This window comes from Thiobacillus sp., from assembly GCF_024708915.1.
This window is the reverse complement of the sequence record NZ_JANJXQ010000024.1, coordinates 1-12,829: the sequence shown is the minus strand read 5'-3', so window position 1 is coordinate 12,829 and position 12,829 is coordinate 1. Positions and strand designations below refer to the sequence as shown.

11 protein-coding genes are annotated in these 12,829 nt (G+C 69.6%); 10 read left to right on the top strand and 1 reads right to left on the bottom strand.

What is annotated here, in order from left to right; translation table 11 throughout:
• Positions 1-1,227 (bottom strand): polyphosphate kinase 1 (ppk1, locus tag Q0L94_RS01865; protein WP_296749563.1); only part of this gene is annotated, 1,227 nt, incomplete at its 3' end.
• 63 nt (positions 1,228-1,290) lie between these two features.
• Here ppk1 and Q0L94_RS01860 point away from each other — a divergent pair.
• The 10 genes from Q0L94_RS01860 to Q0L94_RS01815 all read left to right on the top strand — a co-directional run bounded on the left by Q0L94_RS01860 (position 1,291) and on the right by Q0L94_RS01815 (position 12,813).
• Positions 1,291-2,811, top strand: a complete 1,521-nt coding sequence (locus Q0L94_RS01860; protein WP_296749561.1) for a CYTH and CHAD domain-containing protein — start codon at positions 1,291-1,293, stop codon at positions 2,809-2,811.
• Between the two features lie 83 nt (positions 2,812-2,894).
• A complete protein-coding gene (locus tag Q0L94_RS01855) occupies positions 2,895-3,578 on the top strand; it encodes a response regulator transcription factor (protein WP_296749559.1) in 684 nt (227 codons plus the stop codon).
• Positions 3,579-3,849: 271 nt separating this feature from the next.
• Positions 3,850-5,526, top strand: a complete 1,677-nt coding sequence (locus Q0L94_RS01850; protein ID WP_296749557.1) for a FecR domain-containing protein — start codon at positions 3,850-3,852, stop codon at positions 5,524-5,526.
• Between the two features lie 6 nt (positions 5,527-5,532).
• Positions 5,533-7,494, top strand: a complete 1,962-nt coding sequence (locus Q0L94_RS01845) for a CHASE2 and HATPase_c domain-containing protein (RefSeq protein WP_296749555.1) — start codon at positions 5,533-5,535, stop codon at positions 7,492-7,494.
• 42 nt (positions 7,495-7,536) lie between these two features.
• Positions 7,537-7,989, top strand: coding sequence for a histidine phosphatase family protein (locus tag Q0L94_RS01840; RefSeq protein WP_296749553.1), 453 nt, complete (start codon positions 7,537-7,539; stop codon positions 7,987-7,989).
• 76 nt (positions 7,990-8,065) lie between these two features.
• Positions 8,066-9,415, top strand: a complete 1,350-nt coding sequence (gene fliF, locus Q0L94_RS01835; protein WP_296749551.1) for a flagellar basal-body MS-ring/collar protein FliF — start codon at positions 8,066-8,068, stop codon at positions 9,413-9,415.
• Positions 9,412-10,377 (top strand): FliG C-terminal domain-containing protein, encoded by a 966-nt coding sequence (locus Q0L94_RS01830; RefSeq protein WP_296749549.1) that lies wholly within the window; start codon positions 9,412-9,414, stop codon positions 10,375-10,377. The genes fliF and Q0L94_RS01830 overlap by 4 nt, the downstream gene beginning before the upstream one ends.
• Entirely contained in the window at positions 10,374-10,970 is a 597-nt protein-coding gene (locus Q0L94_RS01825; protein WP_296749547.1) for a flagellar assembly protein FliH, read from the top strand. The genes Q0L94_RS01830 and Q0L94_RS01825 overlap by 4 nt, the downstream gene beginning before the upstream one ends.
• Positions 10,970-12,364, top strand: coding sequence for a flagellar protein export ATPase FliI (gene fliI / locus Q0L94_RS01820; protein ID WP_296749545.1), 1,395 nt, complete (start codon positions 10,970-10,972; stop codon positions 12,362-12,364). Before Q0L94_RS01825 ends, fliI begins: the two co-directional genes overlap by 1 nt.
• Positions 12,361-12,813, top strand: coding sequence for a flagellar FliJ family protein (locus tag Q0L94_RS01815; protein WP_296749543.1), 453 nt, complete (start codon positions 12,361-12,363; stop codon positions 12,811-12,813). Before fliI ends, Q0L94_RS01815 begins: the two co-directional genes overlap by 4 nt.
• Positions 12,814-12,829 lie beyond the last annotated feature (16 nt).

Sequence of the window (12,829 nt, the reverse complement as noted above, 5' to 3'; positions counted from 1 at the left end):
GTCGAAGCGCGCCAGCAGCTCGACGACGACGGTCACTTCCTTCCCCGACTGTGCGGCGCGGATCAGCGCCTGCATCAGCTGCGAGTCGGTGCCGGTGCGGTAGACGGTCTGGCGGATGGCGACGACGTGCGGGTCGTCGGCCGCCTGGTCGATGAAGTCGATCACCGGCTGGAACGATTCGAAGGGATGGTGCAGCAGGATGTCGCCCTTGCGGATCTGCGCGAAGATGTCTGTGTCCTTGGCAAGCTGCGCCGGCAGGGCGGGGATGAAGGGGGGAAACTTGAGGTCGGGGCGGTCGACCCAGTCGGGCACCTGCATCAGCCGTACCAGGTTGACCGGGCCGCGCTCCTGGTAGAGGGCATCGGCGTCGAGTTCGAATTGCTCGAGCAGGAAAGCCGCCATCGAGGCCGAGCAGTTGTCGGCCACTTCCAGCCGCACTGCCGCGCCGAAATGCCGCTGTGGCAGTTCGCCCTGCAGCGCCTTGCGCAGATTCTTGGTTTCCTCCTCGTCGACGAACAGGTCGGAGTTGCGGGTGACGCGAAACTGGTAGCAGCCTTCCACCGTCATGCCGGTGAAAAGTTCGCCGACGTGGGCGTGCAGAACCGATGACAAAAAGACGAAGCCGTATTCGCAGCCGGCGACGTCTTCCGGCAGCCGGATCACGCGTGGCAGTGCGCGCGGCGCCTGCACCACTGCGGCGCCGGAATTGCGGCCGAAGGCATCGCGGCCCGACAGCTCCACGGCGAAGTTGAGACTCTTGTTGAGCACGCGCGGGAAGGGGTGCGAAGGGTCGAGTCCGACCGGGGTGAGTACCGGCATCAGTTCGCGGAAAAAATAGTCGCGGATCCACACCGCCTGCGCCTCGCTCCAGTGCGTGCGGCGAAAGAAGTGGATGTCCTGTTCCGCCAGCAGGGGGATGATGTCCTCGTTGAACAGTTCGTACTGCCGGGCGACCAGCGCGTGCGCGGTCTCGGATACCGCCCGGTACTGCTGGCGCGGCGTCAAGCCGTCCGGCGAAAGCTGGGTCAGGTTGGCGCGGATCTGCTCCTTGAGCCCGGCCACCCGCACCTCGAAGAATTCGTCCATGTTGCTGGAAAAAATGCAGAGAAACTTCAGCCGCTCCAGCAAGGGCATGCCAGGGTCGTCGGCCTGGGCCAGCACGCGGCGCTGAAACTCGAGGATGCCGAGTTCGCGGTTGATGAGAGTGTCGGGGCTGGGAGGGGTCATGATCTAGTATCGAAGATGGGCTTCAATGATAAGCGCCTGTTTCAATCATGACATGACAGTTATATGACAACATCGCAGCCGGTCGAAATCGAGCTCAAGCTGGCGTTGTCCCCGCAGCGGGCGGCGGCATTCACGAAGCTGATGGCGCGGCAGCACAACGCACCGCTGCAGCAGGAACTCGTCACGCGTTATTTCGATACGCCGGATTTTTCCCTGAGCGCACTCGGCGTGGCGGTCAGGGTGCGGCGAACCGGGCGGCGCTGGCTGCAAACGCTGAAAACCGAGGGCGAGCGGCACGGCGGCCTGTCGCGGCGCGCCGAATACGAAATGGCGATATCCCGCAGCCAGCTGGACTGGGAAAAATTTCCGCCCGAAGCGCGCGCGCTGGTGCCGGAGGCACTGCGTGCACAGTTGGGAGTGGTGTTCGAAACGCGCTTCAACCGCACCGCCTGGCTGATCGACAGTCGTGGCGGCGCGGAAATCGAAGTGGCGCTGGATGTGGGCGAGGTGCGCGCTGGCCGGCACAGCCAGCCGATTTGCGAGATCGAGCTCGAACTCCGGGCCGGTCAACCGGATACCTTGTTTGTACTGGCGCAGGACTGGGCGCGGCGGTTCGACTGCGTGCCGCTGGATGACAGCAAGGCCGACCGGGGCGTGCGCCTGGCGCGTGGCGAGGAGGCAACGCCGGCCAAATCTGCGCCGCTGGCGCTGGACAGTGGAATGAGCGTGGAAGACGGCTTTGCCGCGATCTGCCAGGCCTGCCTGGCGCAGTTCCAGGCCAATCTGCCGGGGGTGCTGGTATCCGACGATATCGAATACGTGCACCAGGCGCGGGTGGCGCTGCGGCGCCTGCGCGCGGCGCTGCGGCTATACCGGCGGGTGTGCGCGGTGCCGGATGCGCTGCTGGCGCAGCTGCGCGCGCTGGCCGCCGCCCTCGGTTCCGCACGCGACTGGGACGTGCTGTGCAGCGAGACCCTGCCGGCGATTGCGCCGCATTACGCCGATGCGGCGCAATGGCAGCGCGGCCGGCAAGCACTGGAGGCGCGCAGAACCGGGGTGCGGGCGGCCATGCGGACGGCGCTCGCGCAGGCGCAGCCGGGCGCGTGGCTGCTGGCATTCCAGCGCTGGCTGCTGCAGCGCGGCTGGCGCGCCGCCGCCGAAACGCAGCGCCTGGTCCAGTTGTCGCCATTGAAAAAGTGGGCGCGCCGGGCGCTGCAGAAGGGGCATCGCCCCATCGTCCGCGGTGCGCGCAGATTCGCGCAACTGCAGCCGGAACAGCGCCATGCCCTGCGCATTGCGATCAAGCGCCAGCGCTACGCGGCCGAATTTTTCCAGGAACTGTTCGCCCGCGGCAGGGGTGCACGATACCAGGCTGTGCTGCGGGATGCACAGGACAGCCTGGGCCGCGCCAACGATGCGCGGATGGCGCGGGGCTTGCTGGCTGAGGCCCGGCTGGACACGGAACCGATGGGGCAATTCGTGCTCGGCTGGCTGGCGGCGCAGCAGGCGGCCGACACGGCCGACGCGCCTGGCGAAAATGCAAAGCATTTGCAAAATTTCATGGAAACGGCGCCTTGCTGGTAGATTGCCACTAGTCCCGCTTTGGCTTTTCCACCCACAATCCGTGCTCCATGAATACCGACATCCGGCTGTCATCGTATCCGACAATGAAAATCGCATTCCTGGAAGACGACGCGGCATTTGCCGCCAACATCATCGAATGGCTGGAACAGGCCGGGCATAGCGTGAGCTGGTTCCGTTCCGGGCGCGAGTGCATACGCGCGCTCTCCGACGAACGCTACGACCTGTGCCTGTTCGACTGGATATTGCCCGACATCAGCGGCCCCGACGTCATGGCCAACCTCAAGCTGAAAGGCACGCTGCCGCCGGTGCTGTTCCTGACCGGGCGCGACGCGGAGGAGGACGTGGTGCAGGTGATCCAGGCCGGCGCCGACGATTACATGGTCAAGCCGCCATCGCGCAGCGTGCTGATCGCGCGCATCCACGCGGTGGCGCGGCGCTGCTCGGCGCAGTTGCGCCCGGAGCCGGTGCAGGACTTCGGCCCGGTCCAGGTGGATTTCGGCAACCGCAAGTTCGAACTGGACGGACAGCCGGTGAAGCTGACCGAAAAGGAAACCGAGCTTGCGCTGTATTTCTTCGGCCGCGTCGGCATGCTGCTGCCGCGCGGACACCTGATCCAGGTGGTGTGGGGCTCCAGCCCCGACATCGATACCCGCACCGTGGATGTCCACGTCAGCCACCTGCGCGGCAAGCTGAAGCTGGTGCCGGAAAACGGCTGGCGGCTGACTTCGGTGTACCGTCAGGGCTATCGGCTGGAGCGCGTGGAATAGGGCGTGTTGACACTAATTTCACGCCCGCGACGAGGCCGATTCGGGATGCAGGCCGCGAAGCGAGACGCGCAGCAGTGTCGTTCACTGCAAGCGGCTCGCGGCAAAGGCATGCGCCCGAATCGGCCCGTCCCTTCGGGTTGCCCCGAGAAAGCGCGTCTGCGGCGTTGCGCCGCTTGGAAAGGGATGGCCCTTGCCAGCGCGACGCGCCTTGCATCCATCGCTTTCTCGCGGCAACGCGGACGCGAAATTAGTGTTAACACGCCCTAGCCTCATGACCGTGCGCCTGCGGCTTTGTTCGCTCGCCTTTCTGCTGTTTGCCGCGCCCGTTGCGGCGGAATCCGCCGACCCCGGCCCGGAATGGCGCTATACGCTGCGGCCGGGCGACACCCTGATCGGCGTGTCGGCGCGTTATCTGGCACGCCCGGCCGACTGGCCGCGGGTGCAGCGCCACAACCGCATTGCCAACCCCTATCGTCTGGTTCCCGGCAGCGCCTTGCGCATCCCGCTCGCCTGGCTGCGGCATGCGCCGGCGCCGGCGACGGTGGTCGCGGTGACGGGGCAGGTGCGGCTGCGCCTGCCCGATGGCGCGGAGCGCGCCTTGCAGACGGGCGACCAGCTGGCCGCCGGGGCCAGCCTGAGCAGCGCCGCCAACAGCAGCGCAATGCTGCGTTTTGCCGACGACTCGGTGGTGGTGTTGCAGCCCGGTGCGCGCATGACGCTCGACAGCGTCAGCGTCTATGCCGGCGGCGGCATGGTCGACACCCGGCTGCGACTGCAGCAGGGGCGCCTCGACGTCGGCGCCAACCCGCGCCGCGCGCCGGGCAGCCGCTTGCAGGTGATCACGCCGTCCGCGGTGGCGGCGGTGCGCGGCACCCGCTTCCGCGTCGCCGCGGAGCCGCGCGTGACCCGCGAAGAAACGCTGGAGGGGGAAGTGGGCCTGGCTGCGGCCGGGCAACGCGTGGCCGTGATGGCAGGGCAGGGCAGCCTGGCGGAAGCCGGCAAACCGCCGCGCCCGCCGACGGCGCTGCTGCTCGCACCGGACGTGTCCGCGCTGCCGCGGCGGGTCGAGGCCCTGCCGCTGCGCTTTACGCTGCCGGCCTTACCGGGCGCGGTGTCATGGCTGGGCCAGATCGCCTCCCGCGCCGGCCATTCCCCCGGCGCCGGCGAGGCCGGGGAATCGACGGCGGCGGAGGCGCAGTTCGGGCCGCTGCTGCTGGAACAGGCCAGCGCGGCGCCACGGCTGAGCTTTGCCGACCTGCCCGATGGCCGCTACGTGCTGCGGGTGCGCGCGGCCGACGCCCTAGGCCTGCAGGGACGCGATGCCGTGCACGCATTCGAGCTCGACGCGCGCCCGTTTGCGCCGTTGCCGAGCGCGCCCGGCGCGCGCGTGCGCAGCGCGCAACCCGCGCTGCAATGGAGCGCGGTGGTGGGCGCGAACGCGTACCGGGTCGAGCTGGTGCGCGACGCGGCGTTCGAGGGAATGCTGCTGGCCGAGCGGACCACGGCAACGCGCCTGACTCCGCCCGGGGAATTGGCGCCTGGCGCCTACCACTGGCGGGTGGCGAGCATCGAAGGCGACGAGCAGGGGCCGTTCTCGCCGCCGCAGCGTTTCGTCTACGATCCGCTGCCGGGCGCGCCCGACCTTGGCCAGGCCGCCCCGGCGTTCGCGCAAAACGGTCTCAAGCTCGCCTTGCCGCCGCCGCCCGCCGGTTTGCGCTACGAACTGGTGCTGGCACGCGACGCCGAACGCACCCGGGTCGTCTGGCAGGGCGACAGCGCCGATGGCCGGCTGCATGCCTCGCCGCTCGATCCGGCGACGTATTACCTGGCCGCGCGGCTGGTCGAGGCCGACGGCACCGCGGGGCCTTACGCCACCCGGGTGATCGAGGCGCCGCCGCGCTTCCGCTGGGAAGCGTTGTTGCTGCTGCTGCCCTTGCTGGCCATGTAACCGCCCGTGCGCCGCGATCCGCTCCGGCTGCGTTTTCTGCGCAACGACCGTTTCTCCACGGCACTGATCCTGCTGGCGATCGCGCTGCTGGTGACCGGCAGCGGCGTGTTGAACCGGGTCGACAACCTGCTGTACGACCTCGGGCAGCGCCTGCACAGCCGGCCGCCGCCGGCGGATCTCGTGATCGTCGCCATCGACGAAGACAGCCTCTCCAAGCTTGGCCGCTGGCCGTGGTCGCGGCGGCTGCATGCCGCGCTGGTCGACCGCCTGCATGCCGATGGCGCGCGCGCGATCGGTCTCGACCTGGTCTTCGCCGAACCCGACACCGCCGATCAGCCCGCCGACGCGGCGCTGGCGGAAGCGATCGCGCGTGCGGGCAATGTGGTGCTGCCGGTGCTGCTGGAAAGCAGCCGCGTCAACGGCCAGCTGCTGGAGACCCTGCCGCTGCCGCAGTTGCTGGAACAGGCGGCGGCGCTGGGACGGGTGCATGCCGAACTGGACCAGGACGGCATTGCGCGCAGCATTTTCCTGTGGGAAGGCGTGGGCGCGCCGGTGTGGCCGCATTTTGCGCAGGCGGTGCTGGCCACCGCCGGCGCGCTGCCAGCGTCGTTCAGCCGGACTCCGCCCGCCGCTGCCGATGCGATGCCGTTTGCCCTGGTGCGGACGGCGCCGCGCCGCATCACGTTTCTGGGGCCGCCCGGGCATGTGCGGACGCTGTCGTATGTGCAGGCGCTGACCGGAGAATTCGCCCCCGGCACCTTCCGCGACAAGATCGTGCTGGTGGGCGCCACCGCGGCAGGCATGGGCGACCTGCTGCCGACGCCGGTGTCGGGACAGCGCCAGCCGATGCCGGGGGTGGAGGTGCACGCCAATGCGCTGGAGTCGATGCGAAGCGGCCATCTGGTGCGCGACGTGCCGCCCGCCGTCACACTGCTGGCCGCCGCCCTGCTGGCACTGGCGCCGCTGCTGTGGCTGCCGCGCCTGAATCCGCTGGGCGGATTGCTGGCGAGTGCGCTGTGGTTCGTGGCCGTGGCCGCGGCCGCCATCGCGCTGCCGTTCTGGGTCCAGGTCTGGATGCCGGTTGCCGGCGCGCTGCTGGCGATCCTGCTGGCTTATCCGGTATGGAGCTGGCGGCGCCTGGAGGGCGCAGGCCGCTTTCTCGACCACGAACTGAAACGGCTGCGCCAGGAACTGGGGCCGGCGGCCGATGCCCAGCCGAGGGTGCTGTCGCACGACCCGTTCGAGGCGCGTATCCAGCAGGTGCAGGCGGCGGCGCACCGCTTGCGCCATCTGCAGGACGAGCAGCGCGAAACGCTGGCGTTCATCTCGCACGACATCCGTGCGCCGCTGGCCTCCGCCCTGATGCAGCTCGACGCGCTGCCAGCCGCTGCGCAAGCCCGCCTGCGCGACCCGCTGACCCGCGGCTTGACGCTGGCGGAAGAATTCCTGCGCACTTCGCGTGCCGAGATGCTGGACGCCGCCCGTTTCGAGGAACTCGACTTTGCCGCGCTGGTGCACCAGGCGATCGACGATGCGTTCGCCGCGGCGCGCGCCAAGTCGGTGCAGCTGGTGCGCCAGCTGCCCGACGATCCGCTGTGGGTGCAGGGCGAGTTCGGCCTGCTGCATCGCGCCATGCTCAATCTGGTGCTGAACGCGGTGCATTACGCGCCGGCGCATTCCAGCGTGACGGTGGGCTTGCGCTGCGCAGGCGAATGGGCCGAGGCCAGCGTGACCGACCACGGCCCCGGCATCGCCGCCGCCGATCGGGCGCGCCTGTTCCGCCGCTTCAGCCGCGCCGCGGAACAGACGACGGGCAGCGGACTGGGGCTGTATTTCGTGCGCACCGTGGCGGAAAAACACGGCGGCACAGTCGAGGTCGCAAGCGAACCGGGAATATTCAGCTGCTTCACCCTGCGGCTGCCGCTGACGGGATTGTCGTCTTCGGCAAGCGCGGCTGCGGCACAATAGGCGTGGCTCACGATTCGGGGCCGGTATTGTGAGGGAACCGAAATGGAACTGATTTTGTGGCGGCACACCGAGGCGGAAGACGCGTTCCCCGATGCCACCCGTGAACTGACCGCCAGGGGCCGCAAGCAGGCGGCGCGCATGGCCGACTGGCTCAATCCGCGGCTGCCGCCGGATATCCGCATTCTGGCCAGTCCCGCCACCCGCGCCCGGCAAACCGCGCAGGCACTGGGGCGTGAATACCAAGAGGTGGCGGCATTGGCGCCCGGCGCCAATGCCGCGGACGTGCTGGCCGCGGCGGGTTGGCCGGATGCGGCCTATCCGGTGCTGGTCGTCGGCCATCAACCCACGCTGGGGCAGGTGGCGATGCAGCTGCTGGCCGGGCAGGCGGGCGATCTGGCGGTGAAGAAAGGCGGCATCTGGTGGTTCCAGGGCCGCGAGCGGGCAGGGCAGCTGCAGGTGGTGTTGCGCGCTGTGGCTGCGCCTGACTGGTTATAATTCCGCGGGTGACCACCCAACCCATCAAGCGCGAGGCAAACCCGGTGACCCCGACAACGCAGACGAGGTGCGTGCAGTGCCGGGTTGGCTGAGCAGTCTGCGCGACCTGATCGCCGACGCGAGCCCATTGCGCCGCCTCATGCTTGCCCTGCTGGTGCTGCTGCCGCTGGCCGCGCTGGCTGCCGCCTATCTGTGGTTCAACCCGCCGGTCTATCGCGTGCTGTACACGCAGCTGTCCGACCGCGCGGGCGGCGAGGTCATCGGCGCGCTCGAACGGCTCGACATCCCCTATCGTCTGTCCGCCGCGGACGGCACCATCGAAGTGCCGTCCGGAGAGCTGCATGCGGCACGCTATCGTCTGGCTGCATTGGGTCTGCCCAGAATCGATGCCGATGCGCAGGATGAGATCGACCGTTCTCCCCGCTTCGGCACCTCGTCGCTGCAGGAACAGCAGCGCTACCAGCGCGCGCTCGAAATCGACCTGGCGCGCTCGATCCAGAAGCTGGATACGGTCGAACTGGCACGGGTCCACCTCGCCCTGCCCAAGGTCTCGCCGTTCCTGCGCGATGCGCCGCCCGCCACCGCTGCGGTGCTGGTACGGCTGCGCCCGGGCGCCCGGCTGGATGCCGGGCAGGTGTCGACGATCCAGACGCTGGTGGCCGCCAGCGTGCCGCGCCTGAAGCGCGCCGAAGTGCAGGTGTTCGATCCGCGCGGCGTCGTGCTGGGCGGCGTGGTCCCCGAAGCCGCCCAGACGCAGCGTCTGGCGCTGGAGCAGGATCTGGCGCGACGTGCGCTGGCCGTGCTGACGCCCTGGCTGGGCGCAGACCGTGTCAGCGTGCAGGTGACCGCGACGCTGGCGGACAGCGAAACCCGGCAGACGGTCGAGCGCGTGCGCAACGTCGTGGTGGCCGGGCAGGCGCGTCCGCTGGAGAAGACCGTGCGCACCACGCGCGTTCCCGAAGGCCGCGTCCAGCGGATCAATGCCATCGTGATTCTGGGGTTCGACGCCAGCGCCGGCGAACTCAGGCGTGCCGGGCAGCTGGCGCGCCAGGCGCTGGGTCTGCTGCCGGCGCGCGGCGACAGCCTGAGCGTGTATGCGTTGCCTGCAGTGGCGCCCAAGATGCAGGCCGACGTTGCCGTTGCGCTTCCCCCAGCGCCGGCTGCACCCGGCCCGATTCCGCGGGTGCAGCCGGCCAGTCCGCTGCCGAGCACGGAGAGTCCATTCCATTTTTCACAATGGCCGCTGGCGGCTGCCGCGGCGACCCTGGCCGTGCTCGGCGTGGCTGGCTGGCGGCGTATCCGCCGGGCACCCGCCAGCGAAATGCAGGCGGATGATTTCGACGCCGAACTGGATGCGACCCGCAGCCAGGTACTGGCCGATCCGCGCGTGGCGGCGGATGTCATCAGGCTGTGGATGCGCGCATGAGCCAGGCCGGGATCGAAAAATCCGCCGCGCTGCTGCTCGCCCTGGGCGAGGAGGCCACGGCGGCCGTGTTGCGTTACCTGAGTCCGCTGGAAGTGAGCCGCCTGGGCAGCGCCATGCGTGAACTGGAAGTGCTGCCGCGCGAACGCGTGCGCATCATTTTGCGCGATTACGCGGCCGAAGCGGCCGAGCAGACCGGGTTCGCCGCGGACACCGGGCGCTTTCTCGACGAAACGCTGAAGCTGGCGCTGAGCCCGGAGCGCGCGCGGTCGCTGCTGCAACGGCTGGGCGCCGCGGGCGCGCAGTCGCTGGAAAAGCTGGCCTGGCGCGAACCGGCGGAAATCGCCGGTCTGCTGGAGGCGCAGCCGCCGCAACTGATCGCTGTGGTCGTCATGCGCCTGCCGCGCGACGTCGCGGCCGTCGTGCTCGAACTGCTGCCCGCCGGGACCCGCGCCGACACCTTGTTGAACCTGGCGCACAGCGAGGCGCCCAGCCCCGACATGCTACGCGAGCTGGATGACTGGCTGGCCGGCCTGGAAACCACCGCGCCGGCGCAGGGCGAAGCCGCGGTTGCCAGCCTGCTGGGGCAGATGAGCGAGGGCAGCGCCGCCGCCGCCTTGAGCCAGCTCGATCGGAACGACGCAGGCCTGGCCGCGCGCCTGCGCGTGCGCAATCTCGTGTTCGAGGACCTGGCGCGGCTGCCCGCAGCGGGCCGCAAGACTTTTTTGCGCAATATCGGCGCCCGCACCCTGCTGCATGCGCTGAAGGGCAGCGACGGGCGGGTGCTCGACGCGCTCACTGCGGTGATGAGTCCGACCGCGGCACAGCGCATGCGCGATGATCTCGACACCCTGGGCGGCTTGCCGGTGACCGCGATCCAGGCCGCGCAGGACGATGCCGGCGCCACCCTGCGGCGGCTGGCGGCAGAGGGGGCGATTCCATTCCCGGAAGAGGAGGCGGCATGAGCACACACGAAGACACCACCGCATTCGAACAGTGGGAGGTGGTGGAGCTGGCCGCGCCGGCAGGCGAGGCGTCGCCGGCCGCGGATGCCGCGGCCGAGCTGGCCGGGCTGCGCGAGGCCGCGCGCGCCGAGGGCTACGCCGAAGGACTGGCCGCCGGGCGGGTGGAAGGAGAACAGGCCTGCGGGCGCATGAAGCAGCTGGCCGAAAGCTTTTCCTCGACCCTCGACAACCTCGATTTCCGCCTCGCCGACATGGTGCTCGAACTTGCGCTCGACGTGGCGCGCCAGGTGGTGGCGGGCGAACTCGCGGCACGTCCCGAACGCATCCTCGACGTGGTCAACCTGGCGCTGAAGCAGATGGCGGAAACCAGCCGCGAAGCGCGCCTGCTGCTGAATCCGGACGACGCCGCGCTGGTGCGCCCGCATCTCGACCAGGTGCTCGACAAGAACCGCCTGCGCATCGTGGAAGACGTGCGCATCGTGCGCGGCGGCTGCCTGATCGAAACCTCGCAGGGCGATCTCGACGCCACCCTGCCGGCACGCTGGCGCCAGGTGGTGCAGGTGCTCGGCTCCAACCTGAACTGGATCGAGTGATGGAGCGCATCGTCCGCCTGCGCGAATACCTGGCCGATTGCCGCCGCGCGGTGGGCTGGGCGACGCCGATCGCCACCAGCGGGCGGCTGACCCGGGTGTCCGGTCTGGTGATGGAGGCGGTGGGTCTGCGCCTGCCGGTAGGCAGCCAGTGCCACATCCAGATTCCCGGCGGACAGAGCATCGAGGCCGAGGTGGCCGGGTTCTCCGGCGACCGCCTGTTCATCATGCCGGCCACCGACATCTACGGCGTGATGCCGGGGGCGCGGGTGATCCCCGACGACCCGCTGGCGGCGCAGCCGCCGCGCCTGGGCATGCGCTACATTCCGCGCCGCCGCGCGCAGGACCGGGTGCGCCAGGTGCCGGTCGGCGAGCGCCTGCTGGGGCGCGTGCTCGACGGCGCCGGGCGCCCGCTCGACGGCATGGGCCCGCTGTCGCTGGAGCGCCGGGTGCCGCTGTACAGCCGCCCGATCAATCCGCTGGAACGCGCGCCGATCCGGCAGACGCTCGACGTCGGTGTGCGCGCGATCAACGGCCTGTTGACGGTGGGGCGCGGGCAGCGGCTCGGCCTGTTTGCCGGCAGCGGCGTCGGCAAGAGCATTCTGCTCGGCATGATGGCGCGCATGACCGAAGCCGATGTCGTGGTCGTCGGCCTGATCGGCGAACGCGGGCGCGAGGTCAAGGAATTCATCGACCGCATCCTCGGCAGCGAAGGCATGGCGCGCGCGGTGGTGGTGGCCGCGCCCGCCGATCATCCGCCGCTGATGCGGCTGAACGGCGCAGCGTATGCGATGTCGATCGCCGAATATTTCCGCGACCAGGGCAAGCACGTGCTGCTGATCATGGATTCGCTCACCCGCTACGCGATGGCGCAGCGCGAGGTGGCGCTGGCGATCGGCGAACCGCCCGCCACCAAGGGCTATCCGCCGTCGGTGTTCGCCAAGCTGCCGCAACTGGCGGAGCGCGCCGGCAACGGCCGCAGCGGCAGCGGCTCGATCACCGCTTTCTTCACCGTGCTGATGGAAGGCGACGACCAGCAGGATCCGATCGCCGACGCCGCGCGCGCGATCCTCGACGGCCACATCGTATTGAGCCGCGATCTCGCCGACGCCGGCCATTACCCGGCGATCGACATCGAGGCCTCGATCAGCCGGGCACAGCCCGATCTGCTCCCCGAGGAGGCGCTGGAACGCACGCGCCGCTTCAAGTATCTCTATTCGCGCTACATGCGCAGCCGCGACCTGCTTGCCGTCGGCGCCTACGTGCCGGGCGCCGATCTGGTGCTCGACGAAGGGGTGCGGCTGTACCCCGGAATGCAGGGCTACCTGATGCAGGGCGTGCGCGAGCGCGCACCGCTGGAGGCCGCGCGCGCAGGCCTCGACGAGGTGCTTGGATGAAGCCGTTTGCCCTGGCGCGCGTGCTGCAGCTGGCGGAGCGGCGCGGCGAAACGCTGGCGCGCGCGGTCAAGCTCGCACATGGCATCTGGCTGCGCGCGCGCGGCCGGCAGGTGCAGCTTGCCGCGCTGCGCGACGCCCACATCGTGCAACTGGCCGGCGAATTGCGCGGCGGCGTGGCGGCGGCGCAGTTGCAGGAAATGAACCGTTTGCAGCACGCGCAGGCCGCTGAAATGCAGGTGGGCCAGGATGCCATCGACGCTGCGCACCGCGACTGGCAGGCGCGGCTGGCCGAATGGATGCAGGCCGAGCAACGGGTCAAAGCCTTGCGGCTGCTGGAGCAGCGCCATCTGGCGCAGGCCGCTATTCAGCAGAGACGCATCGAGCAGCGCGCTCACGACGAGCTGGTCGAACTGACGCATCGGCGCGATGCCGGCCGCCGGGTGCGCTGATGCGTCTGCTAGAACT

What these genes read in the sequence shown, in the direction of transcription:
- Q0L94_RS01860 (WP_296749561.1), top strand. Translation starts at nt 1,291, where the DNA reads ATGACAACATCGCAGCCGGTCGAAATCGAGCTCAAGCTGGCGTTGTCC.
- Q0L94_RS01855 (WP_296749559.1), top strand. Translation starts at nt 2,895, where the DNA reads ATGAAAATCGCATTCCTGGAAGACGACGCGGCATTTGCCGCCAACATC.
- Q0L94_RS01850 (WP_296749557.1), top strand. Translation starts at nt 3,850, where the DNA reads ATGACCGTGCGCCTGCGGCTTTGTTCGCTCGCCTTTCTGCTGTTTGCC.
- Q0L94_RS01840 (WP_296749553.1), top strand. Translation starts at nt 7,537, where the DNA reads ATGGAACTGATTTTGTGGCGGCACACCGAGGCGGAAGACGCGTTCCCC.
- Q0L94_RS01830 (WP_296749549.1), top strand. Translation starts at nt 9,412, where the DNA reads ATGAGCCAGGCCGGGATCGAAAAATCCGCCGCGCTGCTGCTCGCCCTG.
- Q0L94_RS01825 (WP_296749547.1), top strand. Translation starts at nt 10,374, where the DNA reads ATGAGCACACACGAAGACACCACCGCATTCGAACAGTGGGAGGTGGTG.
- fliI (WP_296749545.1), top strand. Translation starts at nt 10,970, where the DNA reads ATGGAGCGCATCGTCCGCCTGCGCGAATACCTGGCCGATTGCCGCCGC.
- Q0L94_RS01815 (WP_296749543.1), top strand. Translation starts at nt 12,361, where the DNA reads ATGAAGCCGTTTGCCCTGGCGCGCGTGCTGCAGCTGGCGGAGCGGCGC.